Genomic DNA, 25,174 nt, shown 5'->3' on the forward strand with positions numbered 1-25,174 from the left:
TCATTGAGGTAGGAGTTGGCAACCAATGCCAGCAAAGCAATTGGAGTTGCATAGTATCCATCATGTTTAGTGATAGATGATAGAATACCTAAAGATACCACAGTAAGGGTAACGGCGACTGTTGGAAGCTTAACAGGGGCAAGCAAATTGCATATGCAACATATGAAAACGGCCCATAGTCCCAATCGAGAGGTAATATTCACGTATACGAGTGATAAGCATGTCGCCAGAGCTATGATTGTTGCAAGAGGAGCATGGAACATGCTTTCGACATAAAAATCCATACCGTATAGAAAAATCGCCGTCATGCTAAACCATAACAGAGGCTTTCTAACGATATGTTTATGCTTGACTCTCATATCAGTTGTTCTGCGATGCATCGACGTATCGCTTCTTTCCGATTGCGAACGTCAAGCTTTTGCATGGCGTGATGTGTGTGAGAAAAGACTGTAGCTTCGGCAATCCCCAGACTGACGGCGATCTCATGGGTGGTGTCGCCGCGGGCATACATGCTTAGTATTTCGATCTCTTTAATACTGAGAGACGGTCGAGTCCTATTGTCTGCACTGGTAAGTTTCTGATGAGATTCCATTGCATTTTGAAAATGTGTGTCATAGGGATTAGACATGCCGTTCGCAGCGTGTCGGATGATTATCGCTGCTTGAGGGGTGAAAATCTGCCTTTTGGACAACAGGGCTTGAGCGCCATTCGCAATGCATCGAGAACGAAAACGTTTCAGCGGGTATGCTGTGACTCCGATGAGTCCGATGGAAGGAGTGCGGGTCCTGATGCGACGGCATAGGTCTGGTCCGGGAATGCCATCCAATTCCATATCGACGATCAGTACGTGAGGTTTCCGGGAGTCGTAGAGGCAATGCTCTATACCGATTTGTGCTGTTTCCGTGATCCAGAGAATCTTGAAATCGGTACTCATGTGCTGTACTGTCGTAGCTATCATGCGTGAGGCGCAGCAGTCATTGTCGATGATGCCTATGTCTATACGAGTGTCTATACGAGACATACTATCTCCATTCCTTTCATTTGTCAATCATAGCGCAGTGCCGAACATGCTCCAATCCAATGACTACAGAAAAACTTTATAGTGGATGCAGGGAAGTACCCTCACTGTATATAATGCAGTTAAAGGTTTGCAGTGGCAGCATTCCGAACGACTTTCGGCAAGACGATGTTTGTCTGTCTGCGCGTGGTCATTGCACCATGCTGGTTAGTTCAATGAAGACTTTCATTTCAAGGATCAAAGATGAATGTGGTAGGAAAGCGAACGGCAGCTGTGTTGCTGGCATCGTCGATTGCGATAATGCCGGTCTCTATGGCCAATGCCAAAGAGTTGAGATTGTGGGAGAAGGAATTGTATGATGGGGATAGCATTTCATTCTCGTTCTGTAATGCTGATTTCCAGGATAACACTATTTCCAGGATAACACTTTCGACTCCGGTACGCAGAATATTGAAGGATGGGTGACGATTTGGGATAACCAGATTGTAGGTGGCGACAGAGCAATCGCAAAAATTTATCGCAATCAGAGACTGCCTTCGTTTGGTCAGCTCAATGCGTCTGATCATGCGACTTGCTATGGCTGAGTTAACTCTTTAATAACTCACCGACTGGGTTGAGGTTGGGGAAGCCGCTTCAGCCTCAACCCATAAAATTTTTTCATTTCGGGATGGTGAATATGCGTAGAAGTATATTTCGTATTTCAATGGTGATGACAGCTGTCATTATGATGGTATTGTCTGGGTGTAGTTCTTCGCAGACAGTTGATGTTTCGGATCCTGTAATAAAAGCGACTTCGGAATTAATGTCAATCGATCCTGAAATTTTACAGGCGCAGAATATTTTACAGCAGCAATGTGCGCGTGGTCTTGGATTTGACGTCCCAATTGACTATTCGGCTATTCCTTCCATACAGGGATATGCTGATGTTGGAGGAATATTTCGAAGCGAGCAAGAAGCGACATCGGTAGGATATGGAATTAAAACCATTTCTATGGATAGTAGAGTATCGACGGTGGACTCTTATCTGGATTCGTTGACTCATGCTGAGCAATTAAGATATGAGAAAGAAGTAAACGGTGATATCAGTGATTCTAAAGAGTTTCTACATAGCTGCGCTGCACGGTCTTATGCTATATTGTTTGGGTCGTACCAACGTTCTAATGAAGTATTGAATACATTTAATGAGCTAATTCAAAATCAGTCGAAATCTGCTCTTGAGGATTCTGATGTTCAAACTGCAATATCCGAAAAATATGTTCCATGCATGGCGGACGCTGGTTACAATGTTCGAGGGCTGAGAGCTGGGGACCTTGCTCGACAACGTTTTGGGACATATCGTGACTGGAATGATTCATTGAGTGATGAGGAGCGAGACATGGCACGTCAAGATTATATGTGTCAGCGTGAAGCGGAATTGATCGAGCATATCGATATCGCTATGGAACGCAATGCCGGTAAGTGGATGATGGCGAATGAAGCTAAGCTGCTCGAACGGTATGAGATATTAGGTGATGCATTACGTAAGGCTAATCAGGTTATCTCAGGTCAGTATTCATTCGATATGTATATTTAGCCAAAGTCTAAGCGTGCAAAGATTGAGGATTAGAGGTGTCTTGATGAGGAGAGGAAAACAAAACCGCAAAGATTATGTATCGTCTACACGTAAGATTAGCTTTGCGCAAATTATTGGTGTTTTTCTATTGGTTGTTATTGCCGTATGCGGAACTGTGCTGACCACATTAAGTGTACAAGAAACATTGAGCGATGAAGTTCAACCATCATCAGTTACGTTGACTACCAAGATTCATCGTCAGACGTTGCAACATACCATAGTTGGAACGCTTCGAACTTTTCCTCATACCGAATTGGATATTATAGGAGAAGGAAAGGTTACTCGTGATGGCCTCAGTAAAGGCGGTGAAGTAGTAGAAGGTGGTGTTATTGGATTTATCAATGAGCGTCCAATCATTCTCATGAATGGTGAGATACCTGCATACCGCACCATCTCTCCAGGACTTCATGGAGTGGACGTTGAGCAATTGCAAGAAGGACTAAAGCGTCTCGGATATACGGTATATGATTCCAAAGGCGTATATGGTGACTCAACGGCATGGGCGTTATATCTATATCTTCATAATCTTGGATTTCCTTCAGTGGATGCTTCTGGTAGAACACTAGTTACAAAGGAGTGGCGTCAAACGGCGTTGCCTGCTCAGCAGATAGTGTTTGCGGAGCAACTGCCACTTCGAGCGCAATCCGCATGCGGTACTAGAGGGCAGATGGTGCAGGGAAATCTATGTCGTCTGGAGAGTGTGGTTCGTGACTATGCCGCGGAATTCGTCACTGCGGACTTTCCTAATGCGGCCGCGCTGGCAGGAAAATCTGTCGTGGTTCATCTGAATGACGGCGTTACGGAGGGTGCGCTGGGCAATGTTTATGACTCACCTTATGCTGATGATGAGACTTTGTCTTCTGTGGAACAACTCGATGAAGAAACTGATTCAGTAAACAGCGAAGTCGATCCCGACATTAACGACAACCACGTTCTTATAGCATTTGATTCTATCGATGTGACGAGATTACCCACTCAGCCGAGTGACGTGAAAGTATCTGTGGTGTTAGAGAGTAGTAAAGAGAATGCTTTTGTTGTTGCTTCGACGGCTGTGAGGCATGACGACCAGGGGTATTGGTTGAAGATAAATAATGACAAAGTGGGGCGAATTAATGTGCAGATCGAACTTTGCTATCGAGGGCAATGTGCTGTATCTGGTGACGGAATTGAGGACGGTGCTACTGTTGTCATTCCAGTTCCGGAAGCAACTAGTGAAGGGATCGAATGATGACCGATTCCACTATGAATGTGTCTGATATCCCATTATTACAGTTTCACAATGTTGGCCGCATATTTCCGCCCCACACCGTGGCATTGCGTAGTGTGTCTTGTTCTGTGTATTCTGGTGAATCTGTTGCTATTGTCGGTGCTTCCGGTTCTGGTAAATCTACCATGCTGTCAATTATGGGATTGCTGGATCGTCCGTCTATTGGCAGCTATCTATTCCAAGGCATCGAGGTCTCAAACCTTACAGCAGGGCGTCGTTGTCGGTTGCGTAGAGATTATATAGGATTCATCTTTCAATCATTTCATCTCATTGAACATCTCACTGTCAAAGAGAACGTATGTTATGCCCTTGCCATTAAGGGGATACGCGGTGAGCAGGCATGCTATGCGGCTGCGCTGGGACTGTCGAAGGTGGGATTGATGGATAAAGCCGATGCATTCCCGGGTCAGCTTTCCGGTGGCGAACGTCAAAGAGCGGCAATTGCTCGGGCCACGGCACACGAGCCGAGATTGCTGTTGTGCGACGAGCCGACTGGAAACCTTGATTCCGCGAACTCCAAACGAGTCGTGGAGCTGTTGCATCATGTAGTATCCCCTGATACTGCGCTGATTGTGGTGACTCATGATATGAGTGTGGCATCATCGTGTCATAGGCAGTTGCGGATGATTGACGGTACGGTATCGGAAGTGACGACATGAATGATCCGTTCTCTCGTGCGCTGCTTTCGCTGATAAGACGCTGGCGACGTAACCTGTTTACTATGCTTGCGGTATTGTTCTGCGCTGCGACTTTGGTGACAATGCAGGGTATTTCTCTGGCTGTTGGGGACCGTACTGCTCAGCACTTTCTTGATATGGAAGGGATGTCCATCGAGGCTGTACTGCCGGTTGAGGCATGGACTGTTCCAGAACATGAACTGCTCTCAGGCTTGGATGACATGTCTCAAGTGATAAATGCTGGAACACTGAATATTCCTAGCGGTTCCGGTGATCTGGTGACTGTGACTGCATCGCAGTGGCGCACGATGATAACGGCTAGTGTGACTATCGGTTCCATGAGAGGACTTGCCGCTCGTGGAGCCAAAGTGGTTCACGGTATGGGGCTCCCATACGATGAAGGCATCGCTGAAGCCGATGTGTATACCGTACTGCTGGGGGCTAGATTGGCCGAACAGCTAGGTATAGGTGCAGGGCAGCAAGAGGTGACGGTTGAAGTCAATGGGACCACTGTAAAAGTCCTTGGATTGGTCCATGATGCACCCAACCAATCTGTTCTGTCTACGACTGTGTTTATGTCTACGCAAACTGCGCGGCTGTTTGGTCTTTTGCCTAATCAGCGAATGGTGCATATTGCGGTGTATCGTGGGACGCAGAATGAAGTTGAGAGATTATTGCCCTATGCGTTATCGCCTGCAGAACCGGAGTCCGTCTCGGTGCATGGTCCGTCCGATCCTCGGCAGTTGCGCGAAAGTCTCATGAAAGATTCGCAAACCATGACGAGTGTCATCACAGCGGTTATGCTGGTGGTCACCGCCTTCAGCATTATCAATACCATGCAGATGTCAGTGAACGAGCGGCGCAAGGAAATAGGTATCAGTTTGGCGTTAGGTATGCCGGCCGCGCATGTTGCCATGCAGTTTTTAGCGGAGTCGTCATGCTTGGGATTGGTTGGGGCAGGGGCTGGTCTACTGATTGGTGCGCAACTTGTAGCAGCCATCGACGTAGTTTATGGGTGGAGGTTCATACTGCCAGTCTCGGTGCTGCTGGTTCCGGTGCTGGGGATGCTGACAGGAGCGGTCTCCGGTCTTTTACCGGCAGCTAAAGCTACCTGTGTTGACCCGTCGGAACTGCTGCGTCAGACATGACTGCCGGCAAGCCGCCCCGCCACATCCGAGTAGGGTATTGAGGGTGAAACAACGGCGCACATTGTTCGGTTTGCCCCTGCTGTACTGGGGCCTGTGGCTGGCGATCCTGATCCTATGGATGGGGCGGTTCGTCACCTCGTTCCTGTCGATCTACCTGGTCTCCGCGCTGCACATCGACGAAGGCGTCGTCGGCGCGGTCGTCGCGATGTACGGCTTCGGGTCGATCATCGGATGCCTGTTCGGCGGCACGCTCTCCGACCGGTTCGGCCGACAGTCGATGATCATCATCGGCGAGATCGGCGCGGCCATCGCCCTGCTGGTCGTCTCCGCGCTCGCCGATCCGATCGCGCTCGGCGCGACCCTGTTCGTCTACGGCGCGTTCGCCTCGCTGCCGAGCCCCGCGATCGCCGCGTACATCGCGGACGTGGTTCCGGTCGAACGCCAGCAGCGCGCGTACGTCCTGCAATCGTGGGCGATCAACTTCGGCTACGCGATCGGCCCTATCATCGCCAACCAGCTGGTCAAGGTGTCGTATTCGCTGATGTTCTACGTCGAGGCCGCCGTGATGTTCGCCGTGACGATCCTGCTCGTCGGGTTCTTCCGCGAGGTGCGGCATCTGGGCATCGCCGTGCCCGGGCCGGGGGATGCCTCCGCCCGGCCAGAGTCGCCCGACTCGTCCGAGTTCGGCGTCGCCCCCACCTCCCTGCGCGACAACTGGCGCAGAGTCCTCACCGACTGGCCATTCCTCGCGTTCTCCGTGCTCATGTTCGGCTACTATCTTGTGTACTTCCAGTCGACCTCCGGACTGCCGATTGCGATGACGAACCTCGGCATGGGGCTCGGCGAATACTCCGTGCTGCTCACCATCAACGGGTTCATGCTGTGCGCGCTGCAGATCCCCGCGATGAAGCTGTTCGCGCGCATGGGCAACTCGCGCGTGCTCGTCGCCGGACTCGCCGTCACCATCATCGGCTACGCCGTGCAGATCGTGGCCGGATCGTGGGGCGGGTTCGCGCTCGCCGTCGTGCTGTGGACGCTCGGCGAGCTGGGCACGTTCCCGATCGCCACGACGATCGTCGCCGCGATGGCTCCCGCCTCCGCGCGGGGCACGTATCAGGGCGTGTACAACGTGCTGTGGTCGCTGTCGATCGCGCTCGCGCCGCTGATCGGTGGCGGCGTGATCAGCCGGTTCGGCGGGCGGACGCTGTGGATCGTCTGCACGATCGCCCTGATCGCCGTGACCGCCGGCATGAGCGTGACCAAGGGGTCGCGAGACCGCGCGATGAGTAGGAATCTCGCGGACCTACTGGACAACACCCCTTACGCCGTGCGATGACTGCTCCACACCCATATGGAATAATGGCAATCGTATGCATCGGCGTCGGTTTGCGCCGGTGCCCATAACCGCGCAGTCCGATGCGCGTCGGGGGAGACAACCCGGCCGCCGCACGGACTGACTACTCCGCGGCTATACCAAGGAGAATCACATGGTTGATCAGAAAGGTCAATCCACCGCGCCCGCGGTATCAGAGGAAGTGCGCGCCCAGCAAGCGCTGATGGGCGACGTCGATCCGAGCCTGACCGATGCGGCCGAGGTCGCCAAAGCATTGAACGTCGACCCGAACGTCGGCCTGAGCGAGGCCGAAGCCAAGCGTCGACTCGAGAAGTTCGGCCCGAACGAGCTGGCCAGCGCGCCGCCCGTGCCGAAATGGAAGAAGTTCCTGGCCCAGTTCCAGGACCCGCTCGTCTACCTGCTGCTCGCCGCCACCGTCATCTCGGTGATCGCATGGTTCATCGAGCGCGGACACGCCGCCCCCGGCGCGGAAGGCGGCGAGGCGCTGCCGTTCGACGCGATCGTCATCGTCCTCATCCTGATCGTCAACGCCGTCCTCGGCTACATCCAGGAGGCGAAGGCCGAGGCCGCGGTCGAGGCGCTCGCCCAGATGACCGCGCCGCAGACCTCCGTGCTGCGCGACGGCAAGGTCGTGCGCATCAACACCGCTGAAGTCGTCCCCGGCGACGTGATCGTCCTCGCGGAGGGCGACTCCGTCTCCGCCGACGGCCGACTCTTCACGGCCGCCAGCCTGCGCATCGCCGAAGCGTCGCTCACCGGCGAATCCGTGCCGGTCGGCAAGAAGCCGGACACGCTGCCCGAAGCCAAGGCGCTGGGCGACCGCGCCAACATGATCTTCAACGGCACCTCCGTCACGCAGGGCACCGGCCGCGCGATCGTCACCGGCACCGGCATGAACACGCAGGTCGGCAAGATCGCCGATCTCCTGTCCGCCACCGAGGACGAGCAGACGCCGTTGCAGAAGGAGATGGACTACGTCTCCAAGATCCTTGGGCTAGCGGTGTGCATCATCGCGGCCATCGTGCTCGCCGCGCTCGCGCTGCTCGAGGGCTTCCACACCACGCAGGACGTCATCGACTCCCTGCTGCTCGCCGTCTCGCTCGCCGTGGCCGCCGTGCCCGAGGGCCTGGCCGCGATCCTCACCGTCGTGCTTGCGCTCGGCGTGCAGCGCATGGCGATGCACAACGCGATCGTCAAGAAGCTCCACTCTGTCGAAACGCTCGGCTCCGCGTCCGTGATCTGCTCGGATAAGACCGGTACGTTGACGCGCAACGAGATGACCGTCGAACGCGTCGTCACCCCGTCCGGCGAAGTGCAGATCACCGGCACCGGCTACGCGCCGGAAGGCAAGATGGTCGCCGCCGACGGCTCCTCGCTCGCCGATGCGCCGGCTCTGCGCGCCGAGGTCATCGCGACCCTCGCCGCCGGCACGCTTGCGAACGACGGCGACCTGCGCAAGGAGAACGGCAAGTGGGAGATCGTCGGCGATCCGACCGAGGTCTCCCTGATCGTCGCCGCGCGCAAGACCGGCGCGATGAAGGGCTACGAGCAGTCCAGCCGAGTGGCCGAGGTACCGTTCACCTCCGAACGCAAGCGCATGTCGATCATCGCGAAGGACTCCACCGAGGGCGGCAAACTCACCGTCTTCGCCAAGGGCGCGCCGGACGTGCTGCTCAGCTTCTGCTCGCGCATCGCCGTCGGCGGACAGGTCCGTCCGCTCACCGAAGGCGATCGCCAGACGATCCTCGCGACCGTCGAACGCCTCTCCTCCGAGGCGTACCGCACGCTCGGTCAGGCGTACCGTCCGCTCGGCACCGCGAACCTGTCCGAGGTGCCCGGTGTGCGCGCCAATGCCGCCGGACAGGTCACCGACATCGCCGACCAGTCCGAGGCGATCGAAACCGACCTCATCTGGAACGGCATGGTCGGCATCATCGACCCGCCGCGTACCGAGGTGCGCGACTCCGTGGCCGAGGCGCATCGCGCCGGCATCCGCGCCGTCATGATCACCGGCGACCACCCGCTGACCGCGGCCCGCATCGCCTCCGATCTGGGCATCATCGACAAGGGCGGCAAGGCCCTGACCGGCGACCAGCTCGACGCACTCACCGATCAGGCCGCGTTCGACAAGGCCACCTCCGAGGTGTCCGTGTACGCGCGAGTCGCCCCGGAGCACAAGCTCAAGATCGTCGAATCGCTGCAGCGTCAGGGCAACATCGTCGCGATGACCGGCGACGGCGTCAACGACGCCCCGGCCGTCAAGACCGCCGACATCGGCGTGGCGATGGGCATCACCGGCACCGAGGTCACCAAGCAGAGCGCGAAGATGATCCTCGCCGACGACAACTTCTCCACGATCGTGGCCGCCGTGCGCGAGGGCCGCGTGATCTTCGACAACATCCGCAAGTTCCTGCGCTACCTGCTGAGTTCGAACGTGGGCGAGGTGTTCACCGTGTTCTTCGGCGTCGTGTTCGCCGGATTCCTCGGCATCACCCAGCCCGGCACGCAGGGCGTGACCGTGCCGCTGCTCGCCACCCAGCTGCTGTGGATCAACCTGCTGACCGACGCCGCGCCGGCGCTCGCGATGGGTGTCGACCCGCAGACCGAGGACGTGATGAACCGTCGTCCGCGCAAGGTCACCGACCGTGTGATCGACGCCTCGATGTGGGGCGACATCATCTACATCGGTGTGATCATGGCCATCGTGACGCTGATCGGCATGGACATGCACCTGGCCGGCGGTCTGTTCACCGACCGCTCCGTCGATGCGCTCGGCCACGACGCGCAGATGGTCGAGGCCCGCACGATGGGCTTCACGATCCTCGTGTTCGCACAGCTGTTCAACGCGATCGCCTCGCGCTCCCACGCGCAGTCGGCGTTCGTCGGCCTGTTCTCGAACAAGTGGCTGTGGGGCGCGATCGGCCTGTCCATCGTGCTGCAGCTCGTCGTGATCTACGTGCCGTTCCTCAACTCCGCGTTCGGCACGACCCCGCTGTCGGCGCTGGCATGGGCCGAATGCATCGGCCTCGCCGCGTTCGTGCTCGTCGCCTCCGAGCTGCGCAAGTGCGTCCTGCGCGCCATGGAGCGCTCGAAGCGCTGAGTCCCTCTCTTCCGCCTTGCTCGGCCCCCTCTGATGAGGGGGCTGTCAGCCGGAGGCTGACTGGGGGAGAGACAACGGATTTCGCCGCTAAGTGCTGATTGACGGGCTTGATGGGCGGGCATCCTTGCAGGAATCGGACGATAATCGTCCGTCCTCCGCAAGGATGCCCGCCCTATTCATATCAAACGGACGCTCCGGTATGGCTGGGCGTCCGTTTGATACGAGAAACGGAATGCTCCTGGCCGGGTAACGGACGCAAATGACGGATTATGCGTCCGTTACCCATGAGAACACCGGGTTGGCTAGTGGGTAACGGACGCCATAGGCAGTGATTGCCTCAAGCCTCAGTTATCGGATTCGGAGTAAGCGCTGCCGGCGTCATTGGAGCTGCCAGATCCGGTCGAGCCGGAATCCGTGCCCGAGTTGGCACCGGAACCGGTCGATCCCGAACCGCCCTGAGACTGCTCGGGTTCCTCGGCCTCCTGATCCTCCAGATCCTGACGCTGCTGCTCCTGCTGTTGCTGGAGCTTCTGCTGCTCCTCCTGAGCCTTCTGCTGAGCCTCGGCCTGCGCCTGCTGATCAGCCTGCGTCTTGGCGCTCATCGACGCATTGACGTTCTCCATCGCCTTCTGCAACGCTGAATTCGCGCTGTCCACCTCGCTTTGCGAAGGATTCGACTTCGATGCCACACTGTTCGCGTTGGTGATCGCATCCTGCAGCGCGGTGCGCGTGCTCTCGTCGGCCACCTTGCCCGTCGAACTGCTGAGCAGCGACTGCGCGGACGAGAGCGACGTGTTCAGCGACGACTTCAGCGAACCGGCGGTCTTCGACTTCTTGGCCGCGTCCACCGCGTCGATCGCGTCGTCGATCTTCTCCTTGAGCGAGTCGGCGTTCTGCGCCGCGATGGTGAACTGCTGCGCGTTCGACTTGAAATCGTCCTTCGACATGTCCGTCTTGCAGCTTGCGTTCGTGGAGACGTTGCCCGCGTCGGAGATCGCCTGATTGAGCGTGTCCAGCGTGGTCGCGTCGGACAGCTGATCGGCGGTCGTCGACGACACGGTCTGCTGACCCTTCGCGATCGAGGCCTTCAGGCCGGCCGCCGACCCCTTGTACTGGAGCTCTGCGGCCGTGCACGCCGCATACGTGACCTTGCCGCTGCCTGCGGCGAAGAGCCACACGCCGCCGCCGATCAGTGCGATCGCCACGATTGCCCCCACGACGATGCCGGCGATCGCGCCGCCGGACAGACCCCTGCGGCGATTGCCGCGGCGCGAGTTACGGCTGTTGTCGCCGGTGCCGTTATCGTTGCCGGCGGAGTTGTGATCGCCGTCGTCGCCATCGTTCGGGGCGATCGACGGCGGCATAACCGGCGGCTGCCCGGCTGCGGCCGGTGCCGGCTGCGCTGCAGGGAACGGCTGTGCGGGCGGGAACTGGGCGTTCTGTCCGAATATCTGCGTCGGCTGCCCACTGTCGGCAATGTCGCTGGCGGCAATGCCGGTGCCCTGCGTCGGCTGTGCCGCCGCCTGATTCAGCGCATTCGGATTGAATACCTGCGTACGTTCCTCGCGCGGATCGGCGGATTGCGCCGCCGCTTGAGGTTGAAACGCCTGCGGCTGGGATGGGGCGTACGGCTGTGCCGGCTGTGCCGGCTGAACCGGCTGTGCAAACACCTGCGTCGGCTGGGATGCGGCAGGCATGACCGGTTCGGTGACGGGTTGCGTAAACGCCTGCGTGGCGGCGGTTTCGGCCGCCTGTGGCTGACCGTACACTGCCGGGGACGGGTATGCCGGGGGAGTGACCTGCGTCGGCTGCGCGGGCTGGGCGTAGGTCTGCGAAGGCAGCGGAGGAAGATCCTCGTCGGCGAACGGATCGAATGCCTGCGTGGTCTCCAGCTCGGTCGGAGGTTCCGGAGCAGGAGCCTGTGGCACCGCGACGGTCGGCTGCTCATATCCGGTTGCCGGTTGCGTGAACGCCTGCGTGGAGGTGGTCTGAGTCGCCTGCGGCTGGCCGTAAGCTGGCTGCTCTGCTTGCCCCGGCTGCGGTATCGCCTGCCCCGGCTGGTCCGCCTGCGGCTGCTGCGCCCTCTGCTTGGCTTTGTTCTGGAAATCGAAGTGGAATTCGCCACTTGGATCGGTCATGTTCTGTCCCCCTGTTTGTCCCTGTCCAATTAACGATGAAGCCAGACCGCCGTTGCCGGCCGCCTGGCTTTGTTACGACTCAGTCGTCGATATGCGCGCGATAGAAGTTCTCGTACGAGCGACTCGGCGTCGGCCCGCGCTGCCCCTGATAATGCGATCCGACGCCCTTCGAACCGTACGGATGCTCGGCCGGCGAGCTCAGCTGGAAGAAGCACATCTGGCCGATTTTCATGCCCGGCCACAGCTTGACCGGCAAGGTCGAGACGTTCGATAGCTCCAGCGTGATATGCCCCTCGAAGCCCGGGTCGATGAATCCCGCGGTCGAATGCGTGAGGATGCCGAGACGACCCAGCGAGCTCTTGCCCTCGAGTCGTGCCGCGATCGTCGAATCGAGTTTGACATACTCCCACGTCGATCCGAGCGCGAACTCGCCCGGATGCAGGATCCACGGCTCATCCGGGCCGACGGCGAACTGCTCGGTGAGCGCGCCCTGATTCTCGGCCGGATCCACGTACGTGTACGCGTGGTTGTTGAACAGTCGGAAGAACCGATCGAGCCTGACGTCGATCGATGCGGGCTGGACCATCTCCGGAGTCCACGGGTCGAGCGAGATATGTCCCTCCGCCTGCGCGGCCAGGATGTCGCGGTCGGACAACAGCATAGGAAGCTCCTCACGGGCAAATCGTCAAAATACTGCCCTTCAGTCTAGTGTCAGCCCGCGATGCGCGCCATGGGACTGGTCGTCGGCGAACGGGATCGGCTACAGGAAACCGCTTTTTCGCCAATCGAATGCGACAATATGTCGTATTAGTGTGGATGACTGCGCCGTTGTGGCTGTTCCGAGGCGTTCAGGCTGTGGACAATTCGCCAAAAAACGACAATTTTCAGGAAACTCACAGCGAAACACCGCGTGTGGCCCAGAAAAAAGTGGTTATCTATAAACCGTCAGCAAGAGCCGACCCGGAGCGTGAGCCCCCGACAATTGAACCTTTCTTCTTCTCTCCTTTCTCTGGCCCCGGTGGTACCCCCACCGGGGTTTTCTTTTTTCCGAATGCGCATCACGCGAGAGGTTGTTGATGGTGGATGTCACCGATCTCTCACTAGGAGGGGTGCCAGTGAGAGATCGGCGTCATTGGGCGGAGGAGATCTCTCGCTAGCGAGGTATCTGCGAGAGATTCGTGGCGCCACTCGGCTGTTATCTCTCGCTAGGAAGGATGCTAGTATCCTGCGCCGTAAATTCGTTGCCGAATTGGCTGACTCTCAGACCCGCTTCACGGGCCGGCTCGTTCCGCAATTGCGGACGCGCTACGCGTGCGTCATGCTGCCCGGCTGCGTCGCCTCGGCCATGCCCGCCCCTATCCGTGCCGCTCAACGCAATTTCCACCGGTTCTGGCGTTGAGCGGCACGACGATGCGTCATTGCCGCCTCACCGCCTTGCTGACATGTTGTCAAAAGGGCTGTTTTCCAACGATTCCGCGATAGTCGATATCGCAGGGGCCGCCCCTGCCGCCGATGTGTCTGCCACTGAACGCGGAAAAACACCGAAATCGTGTTGAGCGGCACGGTTTTCCGCCACCCGACGAACATCAACCGATTGACCTGCGCTGAGTGGCAGACTCCTCACGTATCCGTCCCCGATCCGCCCCGATCGCCGTATCGGACCCTACGGGATCGGACGTTTCCACAACCCCGCAAGCCCCCATAGCGTCGGATCCTACGGGATCGAACGTAATGGAACAAGGAATGGGGGCTTTCGCAGCGGATCCTACGGGATCGAACGTTTTCCCAGCCTTGCAGGCCCCCATAACGTCGGATCCTATGGGATCGGACGCAATGGGCTCGGACCGGACCGGACGCTCGGGCCGGATTTGTTTGGCGAGCGGATGGTTGGCGCAGGCCTAGTGTCGCACTTCAGAAATTCGTTGATCCCGTTCTCGGCTCCTCTTGTCGGGACGTTGCCGTGAAGCGAACGGCGGAGCTGTTTGCGGGCGACGTGCGAGCCGACAGGCAAGCCGGCATGACGCGCGCATAGCGCGTCCATAATTGCAGAACGAGCCGGCCCGTGAAGCAGGTCTGAGAGGCAGTCAATTCAACAACGAATCAACAACACAGGATGCTAGCGAGAGGTTTTCGGTACCGGACGGTTGAGATATCTCGCTAGGAGGGTTCCCGCGAGAGATTTGTGGCACTGATTGCTGGCGATCTCTCACTTGCAACCGAGCACAGTCGATCGCAGAGGACACGTGACCCTGATTCATCCCTGAGACCGACGAATACGAGGGTTCGCGGCGGTAGACTGAAGGCAGCATAGAGCACGGCACGGGGTCGGTGATGTTGGCGACTCCGACGAAGGGGAGACGAGGAGAAACGCCATGGCCGACAACGAATACGACTTCTTCGCGAACGGCGACGGTCCGGATAACGCAGGCGGATACGACGAATACGACGGTGACGACGGCTCGCGTCGCAGACGCCATCCGCGTGCTGATCGCGATCAACGCGATACCGATCAGGCTAGCCAAACCTTCGGCCAAGCCGCTCAGTCCGCCTCCGCTTCCCGTCCCTCCGGCCGCACCACCACCTATCGCGCCGGATTCGGCTCCGAGCCGGCCCTCCGTTCCAGGACCGCCGCGATCGTCGCGCTGATCGCCGGCCTCATCGCCGTTGTGTTCGGCGCGCTCTCCGCCGCGCACGAGTCCGCGCCGGCCCTCGTCGACCCGGATGGCAAGGTACCGGGGCGCTATATCGCCCTCACCTGTGCGATCTGCATCGCGATCGCGTTCGTCTCCGTGATCGTCGCGAAGGCGAATCTGCCGCGCAACAGCCGCCGGCATCGGGTCGCGGCAGGCGGCATCGTCACGCTGCTGGTCGCCGGGCTCCTGCTCGCGTTCGGCGTCGTGTGCGGCGTGCTGTTCCCCGACGGACTGTTCAAACCGGCCATCCGCGACGAGGCGCCGGTGGACAGCGCCGAGTCGATGCGATTCGGCATCGAACGCGCGACCGGCGAATGCAAGGCCGGGTGGACCGACCTTGATGTATCGACGTTCCCCGGAGTCAAGAATGCGTCGCTGTGCGCCGAAACGCGCGTCGCCTACGTCACGTTCGACTCGAACACCACGAAGCGCCTGTACGACAATCCGCTGCAGGGCAAGATCGCGGAACTGCTCACGCAGAACGCCGACGACCCGGCCACGCAGGGCGATTGGCGACTGCTGTCCGGCAACGAGTGGATCGCGTTCGGCCCGTCCGAAAGCATGACCACGCTCGAACACGAGTGGGGCGGCGAGCTCACCACGATCACCGCCGCGGATGAGGCACAATAGAGGCGGAACCGTTTGTGCCGGCGAACACCACTGAAACACCATTGAACGGCATCGAGCACCGTTGAGCGAAGAGGCGAGACAGATATGACCATTGACCTGACCGAAGCGCAGTACTCGCGCGGCGGGGGAGCGACGCATCCCACGCATCCGCTGTTTCTCTGCCTGCACGGCTGGGGGTCGAACGAGATGGAGATGGCCGATCTCATGCGCCAGATCGCGCCGTACAACGACTATGCGTCCCTGCGCGGCCCCATTCGACTCGCCGGCGGCGACGCGTTCTCGCCCGGCGCGTACGCGTGGTTCGGCGAGCGGCTGCCGATGGGGGACGACCTCGATCGCGCCGCCTACGATCTGGCGATCTCGATCGACCGGTGGGTGACGAACAACCTGCCCAACGAGCGCGAGATCGTACCGCTCGGCTTCTCGCAGGGCGGTCTGCTGGCCGTGCACCTGCTGCGCGTCAACCCGAAGCGGTATCGCGCGGTCGTCTCGCTGTCTGGATACGTCGCGCCCGCCATCGTGCCCGGCACCGCGCCGGCCGACGGGATCCTCGAGAACTACAACGTGCCGGTCTTCTACACGTATGGCAAGAACGATGACGTGATGCCCAAGTACGAGCTGTTCGCCGCGCAGGCATGGCTGGGCGAGCACACGTGGCTGACGACGAAGAGCTACCACGGGCTCGATCACAACGTGAGTCTCGAGGAGCTCGCCGACCTGCGCCAGTGGCTGCTCGACCACGACATCACGTCGGGGATTCTGTAGAGAGCCGAGATATAGACGATATAGAGACGATATAGACTGGGCCGCGTGAATGCAGCAATCGATGAGAATCATCTGGACGAATCCCCGCGCGGCCTGACCATCATGGCCGTCGTGGGCGTGTTCGTCGGCATATTATCCGGCATGTTCGGCATCGGCGGCGGCACCATCATCGTCCCGGCCCTCGTGTGGCTGGGCCTGACCCAACGCCACGCGGCCGCCACCTCGATGATGGCGATCGTGCCCACCGCCATCTCCGGCGTCATCTCCTACGCCGTCGAGGGCAACGTCGACTGGATCGCCGCGACACTCGTGTTCGCCGGCATGTTCGTCGGCGGGCAGATCGGCTCGTGGCTGCTGTCGAAACTGCCCGAAATCGCACTGCGATGGGCGTTCGTCGCGTTCCTCGTGTTCGTCATCATCAACCAGGCGATATCGAATCCGTCGCGCGACTCGCATATCGACATGCATCCGATCATGGCGCTCGGACTCATCGCATTCGGCGTGATCGCGGGCGTGCTCGCCGGACTGCTCGGCATCGGCGGCGGCGCGATCTGCGTGCCGGCCCTGTCGATCATCTTCGGAGCAAGTGACCTGATCGCGCGCGGCACGTCGCTGCTGGCGATGTTCCCCAACTCGATCACCACGTCCGTGGCGAACGTCAGACGTCACATGGTGCACGTCAAGGCGGCCGTCATCATCGGCGTGGTCGCGGCCATCACCGCGCCGCTCGGCACGTGGATCGCCGGCGCGGTGACGCCGCGCACCGGCGCGATCATGTTCACCGTGTACCTCTCCGCGCTGCTCGTGCGCTCGCTGTTCGTCGCGTTCAAGGCGATGCGGCGCCGATAGCGCGATCAGCGGCGGGTGGCGAAGAAATCGCCCAGAATCCGCGCGCATTCGGCCTCGCGCACGCCGCCGAACACCTCGGGCGTGTGCCCCACATGCGGATCGCGCGGGATGTCCCAGATCGACCCGCATGCGCCCAGCTTGGCGTCCCACGCGCCGAACACGATCCGGCCGATGCGCGTCTGCAGGCATGCGCCCGCGCACATCGGGCACGGCTCCAACGTGACGACCAGCGTGCAGTCGGCGAGATTCCAATCGCCCCCGCGCGTGGCCGCGGCCTCGCGCATCGCGACGACCTCAGCATGGGCGAGCGGATCGCCGTCGACCTCGCGGGTGTTGTACCCGCGGCCGAGAATCGCCCCGGACTCGTCGTCGACGACGAGCGCGCCGACCGGCACGTCGCCGGCAGTCGCGGCGCGCCGGGCCAGCGTGAGGGCTTCGTCCATCAGCCCATCGAGCGTCATTCGATCGAACATCATGAATCCCCAGTCTACGGATAGGTCTCGCTGATCGGCCATGGTTGGGCGTTGATTCGGGCGCATATCGCCACGTGCTTAACGATTTCCTAACGGGTTTTCTATAATCTGAGCAGCGCCTTATGGGAGAAGAGGGGCGAGCGCCGGAAGCGGGGAGTCGAGAGGGAACCATGGATGTTGTCGAGCTGATACTGTGCATTATCGCGGCCGTCGTGCTGTCGTCGTTCCTCAGTCGGTTCATCCCGAAGGTCTCGACGCCGCTGGTGCAGATCGCGCTCGGCGCGGCCGCCACGCAGCTGCCGTTCTTCCCCGACGTCAGTCTCAACCCGGAACTGTTCATGGTGCTGTTCATCGCGCCGCTGCTGTACTTGGAAGCCCACGAGATCGACAAGTCGGCACTGCTTAAATCGTTGAAGCTGAGCATCTCGCTCGCCATCGGACTGGCGATAGTGACGATGGTGGCGGTCGGATTCGCCCTGAACGCGATCTGGCCGGTCATCCCGCTGGCCGCCGCCCTCGCGCTCGGCGCCGCCCTCGGCCCCACCGACGCGGTCGCGGTGTCCTCGCTCGGCAAGGAGGCGTCGCTCACGCTGCGCCAGCGCGGCGTGCTCAAGGGCGAATCGCTGTTCAACGACGCGTCCGGCATCGTCGGCTTCCAGTTCGCGATCGCGGCGGCCGTCACCGGCGAATTCGCGGTGGGTGAGGCGGCCACGAAGTTCATCGTCTCGTTCATCGGCGGCGCGCTGTTCGGCACGGTGGTGGGACTCGCCGCGAACTGGCTGTTCGAAACCGTCCGATCGCTCGGCTGGGAGACCACCACCACGCGCATCCTCATGGAGCTGTTCCTGCCGTTCCTGCTGTACCTAGGCGCCGAGGAGTTCCACGTCTCCGGCATCCTGTCGGTCGTCGCGGCCGGCCTCCTGGTGCGATTCGACCGCACCGGCGTCGGCCCGAACGTGTCACGCACGAACATCGTCGCCTCCAGCGTGTGGGGCGTGCTGTCGTTCACGCTGAACGGCGCCGTGTTCATCCTCCTCGGCATGCTGCTGCCCGGCGCGATGCACGCCAGCTGGGTCGACCCGTGGGTCAGCAACAACATGCTGTTTGGCGTGATCGCGTTGGTCACGGGCGTGGCGGTCGCACTGCGATTCATCTGGGTGGCCGGCATGCTGCGCATCGCCCGCGATGAGAACACCGGCAAACGCCGTCCGATGACCGCCGACCGTTGGCGATCGGCCGCGGTCATGACCTTCGGCGGCGCCAAGGGCACCATCACCCTGTCCCTGATGTTCACGATCCCCTACTACATCGACGCGGGCACGCCGTTCCCGATGCGTGACGAACTGATCTTCATCGCCTCCGGCGTGATCGTATGCACACTGCTGCTGGCGAACTTCCTGCTGCCGCTGCTCGCGCCATACCGCGCGAAGGACGACGACGGCGAACTCGAGGAGATCACGATCGAGGTGCTGCGGCGCACGGTCGAGGAGCTCACCGGGCGCATCACGCCGGAGAACCGACGCGCCGTGCTCATGGTCATCGACTCGTACACCAAGCGCATCAGCCGGCTCAAGCACCGCATCGGCGCGCTCGACCCGGCCGGCTACGGACAGCTGCAGATCCGGGCGCTCAACTGGGAGAAGGAGTTCGTGCGCGACCGTCTCGCCGACGCGAAATCGCATCCGGACGCGGACAAGGCCGTGCAGGAGCTCAACGTCGAGGCGTGCGAACGCATGCTCGACCAGATCATGAACTCGCTGCGCCACGCCACCGCAGGCCCGGAGGCCGGCGGGCTCGCATGGCAGATCAGCGGGCGCATGCGCGGGTGGAGGCATCGCACGATGAACCTCATCAAACGCACGATCAACCGCATCCGCCGCACCACGCCGCTCGTGAGCGAGGACCAGATCTTCGCGCACATGCGCACCCTGCAGGTCGAGGCCATCGAGCACGTGATCGCGATGCTCGAGGAGGAGATGACCTACGACCGGTATAACACGGAGTTCTGCTCGGCCCTGATCCTCGACTACCGTCGCGCGGAGGGCTCGCTCAAGGCGAGGCCGAACGTGCAGGGCACCGCGGCGGCTGCCGGCAAGGCCGAGGAGGTCAAGAAGGAGAGCTACGGCATCGAGCTCGGCGTCGTGCAGGATATGCTCGAGGCCGGCGACATCTCCCGCGCCCAGGCCAGAGCCCTGCGCCGCAACATCTATGTCATGCAGGTCGATGCCGATTCCGGCATCTGATCCGGCATTTAGTTTCCTGACGCGGCAAACACACGGGGGTATGGCAAGGAAAGCCGGTTGTCCTACGATCGGTAACGGAAAAACGTGGTGAACGGAACAACCCCCAGACCCCAAGGAGATATGCAATGTCGCGCATCGAGCAATTCCACGGCGTCGCCGCCGACGGCACGCGCCTCAACGTCGTCTACGCCGAGCAGCAGGACGCGAACGTCGCGTTCGCGCTGGTGTTCCCGAACGACGACCTGCCCCGCTTCGTCCACTGGGGGCGTCCGATCGCGCACCCCGAAACCCTGATCGCCCAGTACGACGCCCTGAAGCCGCAGCGAGTCTCCGGCGCCCTCGACGAGACCGCATGGCCGTCGATCCTGCCCACGCAGGCCGAATCATGGATCGGCGCCCCCCGATTCTCCGTGCGCCGAGACGGCGTCGAACTGTTCTGCCGCTTCACCGTCGAATCCGTCACGGCCGATGCGCCGACCATCACGGTCGAGGCCCACGACCTCGAACAGGGCGTCGGCATCATCTGGACGTGCGAACTCGACGAATCCGGACTGATCCGCCAGAAACTCGACGTCTCCAACGAAGGCGGCGAGGGCGCTGGCGACCTCGAGATCGGCACGGTCGAACTCGGCTTCCCGCTGCCCGCGCTCGCCGGCAAAATCCTCACCACCACCGGCCACCACCTGCGCGAACGCAGCCCGCAGTGCCAGCCGCTCACCGTCGGCCGCTTCGAAAAGGTCTCGATGGCCGGACGCCCCGACTTCGACGCGAGCCTCCTGCTCACCGCCGGCACCCCCGGATTCGGATTCGAACACGGCGAGGCATACGCGGTCCACGTCGGATGGAGCGGCAACAGCGCACTGTCCGCCGAACGCCAGCCATACACGACCGGTCTGATCGGCGGCGGCGAAGTGCTCATGGGCGGCGAGATCACCCTGCCGCGCTTCGACGAGACAAATGCCGCCACCGACACCGCCACCTACACCACCCCGTGGGTCTACGGCTCCTACGGCGACGGCCTCAACGAGATCGCCGCGCGATTCCACGCCTACCTGCGCCATGTGCAGCACGACTCCCGCCGCGCGCTCGGCATCGCCGACAAGCCGCGCCCGGTGATCCTCAACACGTGGGAGGCCGTCTACTTCCAGCACGACTTCGACACCCTGAAGGCGCTCGCCGACAAGGCCGCCACGACCGGCGTCGAACGCTTCGTCGTCGACGACGGCTGGTTCGGATCCCGCCGCGACGACACCTCCGGACTCGGCGACTGGCAAATCGCCAAGGAGGTGTGGCCCGACGGCGACAAGAGCCTCAAGGCGCTCGCCGACTACGTGCATGGTTTGGGCATGGAGTTCGGCCTGTGGTTCGAGCCGGAGATGGTCAACCCCGATTCCGACATGTTCCGCGCCCACCCCGACTGGGTGCTGAAGCCCACCGCGAATCGTCTGCCGATGCAGGGCCGCTCCCAGCAGGTCGTCGACCTGACCAATCCGGACGCGTACGCCTATCTGTACGACGCGATGGATTCGCTCGTCGGCGAGCTCGGCATCGACTACATCAAGTGGGATCACAACAAGCTCGTCACCGAAGCCGTCTCCCCGCGTACCGGCCGCCCGGCTGTGCACGAGCAGACGCTCGCCGTCTACCGCATCTTCCGCGATTTGAAGGCCGCGCATCCCGGTCTCGAGATCGAAAGCTGCTCCTCCGGTGGCGGCCGCGTGGACCTCGGCATCCTCGAGCTCGCCGATCGTATCTGGGTGTCCGACTGCGTCGACCCGGTCGAGCGCGCCGACATCCAGCGCTACACGTCGCTGCTCGTCCCGCCGTTCATGATGGGCGAGCACGTGGGCGCCTCCCCGGCGCACTCCACGCATCGCGCGACCAGTCAGGAGATGCGCATGGCGATGGCGTTCTTCGGGCACATGGGCATCGAATGGAACCTGCTCAAGGAGCCGGAGGCGGACGTCGCGAAACTCGCCGAATGGGTCGCCGAGTTCAAGAAGCATCGCGAATGGTTCGCCGTCGACACGTGCGTGCACGCCGACGCGATCGATCCGGCCGTGCGACTCGACGGCATGGTCAAGCCCGACCGTTCCGCCGCGTTCTACCGCTTCACCCAGCTGACCACCGGCCAGACCTACCCGGCCGCGCCGATCCGCGTACCCGGCCTCGATCCGGACGGCGTCTACCGCATCCAGCCGCTGTGGCTTGACCTCGATCTCGAGGGCCTCGGCATCGGCAACGGCCAGTCCGCGCTCGGCTGGTGGACGAAGGAGGGCGTGCTCATGACCGGCCGCGCCCTCGAGACCTACGGTCTGCGCCCGCCGAGCCTGCATCCGGCCCAGGCCGTCCTGTTCACCGCCATTCGGCAGTGAACAACACACTGACTACCCCTCAGACCCGCTTCGCGGGCCAGCTCCCCTGACAAGGGGAGCCAAGGGAAGGGGGTGACCATTACTCCAGATATCGCGCGATCACTCGGGATGCGGCGGCCTTGGCCCACAGCTGCCAGTCATGGTCCACGACGGTGAACTCCACCGGCGAGGCCTGACTGTGCCGGTAGCGGTTGATGCCGTCGCGGATCGGGTCGATCGCCATCTTCGCGAGGAACGCCGATTCGCCGGCGACCATCACCTTCGACGGCATCGCGATGTTCGCGACCGTCGCGATCAGCGATCCCAATCGGAAGCACGTCTTGTCGAGCAGTCGCGACGCCTGCGGCACGCCCGCCCGGGCGTCGCGCGCAAAATCGTCGAACGTGCATGCGCGACCCATCATCTGCGAATACTGGTCGGCGAGCGAATCATCGGTCAGACACTGCGCGCAGCCGATGTGCCCGGCCGTGCACCGCGGCCCCTCCGGATCGACGAGCACATGACCGAGCAGTCCGTAGCTCTTGTCCGGATAGGAGACCGGCCGGCCGTGCATCGCCAGCGAATAGCCGATGCCGATGCCGATCGTCAGCACCGCGAACGCCTCAAGCCCTACACCCGGCCCGAACCAGCTGGCATCCACCAGCAGCGAGTCGATGTCGTTGTACACGCCACACGGCAGGTTCGTCGCGCGCGTTACCATCTCGGCCAGCGGCACGTCGTGATCCCAGCGCAGGAACGGCGCGAACGTGACGGTCCGATCGTCATCCGCCACATGTCCGCCGATCGCCACGCCGACTGCGATCGGGGCGGGCAGCGCCGAACCCGTCACGTCGACCACGCACTCGTTGACGAGTCGCGCGATCGTCGCCGTCACCGATTCGGGCGATCGGTCCGGGAATGCGGCCTCATGCCGCCCGGACACGACCTCGCCGTGCGCGTTGACCGCCGCGGCCACCGCGGACGTGCCGTTCGCCTTCACGCCGACGAACGTGCGTGCGTTCGCGCACAAGGCCAGCGCCGTCTGCGGCCGGCCGCGCCGATCCGAGCTCTCCTTCGGCGTGAACCCCTGCGGCAGCGGGCCGCGTGTGACCGAATCGCCCGGTAGCTCCTCGATGACGCCCGCGTAGATCAGATCGCTCGTGATGCGCGACAGTGAGCCCTGCGACAGGCCCAGCAGCTGCGCCAGCGTCGTGCGTGCGATCGGTCCGTACTTCGCGATCGCGCACGCCACGCGATGCGTGTACTCCGATCCCTCGAACCAGTGGGGGAGGGATGGAAGCTCGTCAGCGGCCTTGGTGGTCTCGTCGATGTTCATCCATTCGTCGTTGTTTGTCATTCCCATACACTCCCCGCATTCGTCGGCGAATCGAATCTGTCTGAATTCCATTCCTAGAATACATAATTCGCCGGTCTTTAATTTCCACCGTTGCGAGGCTCGCTCACGCTTGGAATAAAAACTATCGAACCGTATCGTGGAAGCACATTCCGCGGCACCGACGCTGCGGAAAGGAGAAAGCTAAGGAGTCTACGAATGCAGTGCGATTCCCCCAAGTCATGGATGAGACGGGTCGCGGCCGCAGTCTGCGCGATCGCGGTCGGCGTCGGACTTGCCGGTTGCGGCGCGAACACCGCCGGCACCGTCACGCTTGATTTCTTCCAGTTCAAGGCCGAGGCCGCCGATTGGTTCAAGCAGGCCGCAGCCGAGTTCGAGAAGGAAAACCCGACCATCAAGATCAACATCAACAACTCCGCCAACGCGCAGACCGATCTGCGCACCCGATTCGTCAAGAACCGCGTGCCGGACGTCATCACGTTCAACGGCGACATCAGCTTCGGCAACTTCGCCGCATCCGGCGTCTTCTACGACTTCACCGACGAGCCGATCGTCGACGAGCTCAACCCCGGCATGGTCGAAATCGCGAAGAACCTCGTGCAGACCACCGACCAGTCGAAGAAGCGCCTGTACGGTCTGCCGTTCGCCGGCAACGCCTCCGGCTACATCTACAACAAGGAGATCTGGCGCAAGGCAGGCATCGACCCGGAGAACCCGCCGAAGACGTGGAGCGAGTTCACCGCGATGCTCCAGAAGTTCCGCGATCAGGGCATCAACCCGGTCGAGGCGACGGTCGCCGACGCGTGGACCACGCAGGCGCCGCTCGCGTCCCTCGCCGGCACGCTCGTGCCCGAAACCGAGTACACGAAGCTCAAGACCGGCGAGACCAACTTCCAGGACATGTGGAAGGACACCGTGAGCAAGGAGGTGGAGCTCTTCAAGTACGCCGACGGCGACAAGGGCATCACCTACCAGCAGGGCACGCAGAACTTCGCCAAGGGCTCCGCCGCGATCATCCCGCTGGGCACGTACGCCATCCCGCAGATCCTCATGATCAACAAGGACGCGGATCTGGGCTTCGCGCAGATGCCCGCCTCCGACAACGCTGACGAGCAGATCCTCGCCGCCGGCGACGACGTGATGCTCACGATGGGCGCCAACACCCAGCACAAGGCCGAGGCGATGAAGTTCATCGAGTTCCTCATGAGCGAGAAGACCCTCAATGACTACGCCGACGCGAACTCCGCGATCACCCCGCTCAAGGACACGCACTTCGGCAACAAGGCGCTCGAAACCGTGCGCCCGTTCTTCGAGGAGAACAAGGTGGCCGACTTCTGCGACCACTACATCCCCTCCTCGATCAACATCGGCGGCTACCTGCAGACGATGGTGACCAGCGGCAACACCGACCGCTTCCTGAACCAGATGCAGACCGAATGGGACAAGGTCCAGGCGAGGACCTTCACGAACTGACGAATCGAAAGGAAGGAAGGAGCATC

19 protein-coding genes are annotated in these 25,174 nt (G+C 61.1%); 12 read left to right on the forward strand and 7 right to left on the reverse strand.

The window, feature by feature from the left end; genetic code table 11:
- From BW11_RS11655 to BW11_RS06085, 3 genes are all read right to left on the reverse strand, one after another.
- Positions 1-359: hypothetical protein (locus tag BW11_RS11655; RefSeq protein ID WP_219909195.1), on the reverse strand; the 359-nt coding region annotated here is incomplete at its 3' end.
- The gene (locus tag BW11_RS06080; RefSeq protein WP_140445734.1) at positions 356-1,021 is read right to left on the reverse strand and encodes a response regulator transcription factor; all 666 of its coding nucleotides are present in this window, start codon (positions 1,019-1,021) and stop codon (positions 356-358) included. The genes BW11_RS06080 and BW11_RS11655, both read right to left, overlap by 4 nt.
- A 227-nt stretch (positions 1,022-1,248) precedes the next feature.
- The gene (locus BW11_RS06085; RefSeq protein WP_140445735.1) at positions 1,249-1,584 is read right to left on the reverse strand and encodes a hypothetical protein; all 336 of its coding nucleotides are present in this window, start codon (positions 1,582-1,584) and stop codon (positions 1,249-1,251) included.
- A 143-nt stretch (positions 1,585-1,727) separates the two neighbouring features.
- Between BW11_RS06085 and BW11_RS06090 the strand changes: the two genes are divergently transcribed.
- From BW11_RS06090 to BW11_RS06115, 6 genes are all read left to right on the forward strand, one after another.
- A complete protein-coding gene (locus BW11_RS06090; RefSeq protein ID WP_140445736.1) occupies positions 1,728-2,591 on the forward strand; it encodes a hypothetical protein in 864 nt (287 codons plus the stop codon).
- Positions 2,592-2,634: 43 nt separating this feature from the next.
- Entirely contained in the window at positions 2,635-3,858 is a 1,224-nt protein-coding gene (locus BW11_RS06095; RefSeq protein ID WP_140445737.1) for a peptidoglycan-binding protein, read from the forward strand.
- Entirely contained in the window at positions 3,858-4,556 is a 699-nt protein-coding gene (locus tag BW11_RS06100) for an ABC transporter ATP-binding protein (protein ID WP_181162613.1), read from the forward strand. The genes BW11_RS06095 and BW11_RS06100 overlap by 1 nt, the downstream gene beginning before the upstream one ends.
- Complete coding sequence (locus BW11_RS06105) at positions 4,553-5,722, forward strand: ABC transporter permease (RefSeq protein ID WP_140445739.1); 1,170 nt, start codon at positions 4,553-4,555, stop codon at positions 5,720-5,722. The genes BW11_RS06100 and BW11_RS06105 overlap by 4 nt, the downstream gene beginning before the upstream one ends.
- A 118-nt stretch (positions 5,723-5,840) precedes the next feature.
- Positions 5,841-7,058: an MFS transporter gene (locus BW11_RS06110; protein ID WP_375137641.1), complete on the forward strand. Its 1,218-nt coding sequence runs from the start codon at positions 5,841-5,843 to the stop codon at positions 7,056-7,058.
- 151 nt (positions 7,059-7,209) lie between these two features.
- Positions 7,210-10,176 (forward strand): cation-translocating P-type ATPase, encoded by a 2,967-nt coding sequence (locus tag BW11_RS06115; protein WP_140445741.1) that lies wholly within the window; start codon positions 7,210-7,212, stop codon positions 10,174-10,176.
- A gap of 344 nt (positions 10,177-10,520) precedes the next feature.
- Here the strand turns inward: BW11_RS06115 and BW11_RS06120 are convergent, their stop codons facing one another.
- Both BW11_RS06120 and dcd read right to left on the reverse strand, forming a co-directional pair.
- Positions 10,521-12,314, reverse strand: coding sequence for an FIVAR domain-containing protein (locus BW11_RS06120; RefSeq protein WP_140445742.1), 1,794 nt, complete (start codon positions 12,312-12,314; stop codon positions 10,521-10,523).
- 79 nt (positions 12,315-12,393) lie between these two features.
- A complete protein-coding gene (gene dcd, locus BW11_RS06125) occupies positions 12,394-12,975 on the reverse strand; it encodes a dCTP deaminase (protein ID WP_043166187.1) in 582 nt (193 codons plus the stop codon).
- 1,711 nt (positions 12,976-14,686) lie between these two features.
- Between dcd and BW11_RS06130 the strand changes: the two genes are divergently transcribed.
- The 3 genes from BW11_RS06130 (at position 14,687) to BW11_RS06140 (ending at position 17,251) form a co-directional block, all read left to right on the forward strand.
- A complete protein-coding gene (locus tag BW11_RS06130) occupies positions 14,687-15,637 on the forward strand; it encodes a hypothetical protein (RefSeq protein ID WP_140445743.1) in 951 nt (316 codons plus the stop codon).
- A gap of 84 nt (positions 15,638-15,721) precedes the next feature.
- On the forward strand, positions 15,722-16,402 hold the full coding sequence (locus BW11_RS06135; RefSeq protein ID WP_081887381.1) for an alpha/beta hydrolase: 681 nt from the start codon (positions 15,722-15,724) through the stop codon (positions 16,400-16,402).
- Positions 16,403-16,504: 102 nt separating this feature from the next.
- Positions 16,505-17,251 carry a sulfite exporter TauE/SafE family protein gene (locus tag BW11_RS06140; protein ID WP_375137642.1) on the forward strand — a complete coding sequence of 249 codons (747 nt, stop codon included), beginning with the start codon at positions 16,505-16,507 and terminating at the stop codon, positions 17,249-17,251.
- Between the two features lie 5 nt (positions 17,252-17,256).
- Here the strand turns inward: BW11_RS06140 and BW11_RS06145 are convergent, their stop codons facing one another.
- Positions 17,257-17,724, reverse strand: coding sequence for a nucleoside deaminase (locus BW11_RS06145; protein WP_375137643.1), 468 nt, complete (start codon positions 17,722-17,724; stop codon positions 17,257-17,259).
- Between the two features lie 170 nt (positions 17,725-17,894).
- Between BW11_RS06145 and BW11_RS06150 the strand changes: the two genes are divergently transcribed.
- Positions 17,895-19,967 (forward strand): sodium:proton antiporter, encoded by a 2,073-nt coding sequence (locus BW11_RS06150; RefSeq protein ID WP_140445745.1) that lies wholly within the window; start codon positions 17,895-17,897, stop codon positions 19,965-19,967.
- A 125-nt stretch (positions 19,968-20,092) separates the two neighbouring features.
- Complete coding sequence (locus BW11_RS06155; protein WP_140445746.1) at positions 20,093-22,342, forward strand: alpha-galactosidase; 2,250 nt, start codon at positions 20,093-20,095, stop codon at positions 22,340-22,342.
- A gap of 79 nt (positions 22,343-22,421) precedes the next feature.
- On the opposite strand, the gene BW11_RS06160 is transcribed toward BW11_RS06155, so the two are convergent.
- Entirely contained in the window at positions 22,422-23,657 is a 1,236-nt protein-coding gene (locus BW11_RS06160; protein ID WP_140445756.1) for an ROK family protein, read from the reverse strand.
- A 216-nt stretch (positions 23,658-23,873) separates the two neighbouring features.
- Here BW11_RS06160 and BW11_RS06165 point away from each other — a divergent pair, with 216 nt between their 5' ends.
- Positions 23,874-25,148 carry an ABC transporter substrate-binding protein gene (locus BW11_RS06165; protein WP_140445747.1) on the forward strand — a complete coding sequence of 425 codons (1,275 nt, stop codon included), beginning with the start codon at positions 23,874-23,876 and terminating at the stop codon, positions 25,146-25,148.
- Positions 25,149-25,174: the final 26 nt, after the last annotated feature.

The organism is Bifidobacterium sp. UTCIF-38, from assembly GCF_006454495.1.
Lineage (GTDB): Bacteria > Actinomycetota > Actinomycetes > Actinomycetales > Bifidobacteriaceae > Bifidobacterium > Bifidobacterium callitrichos.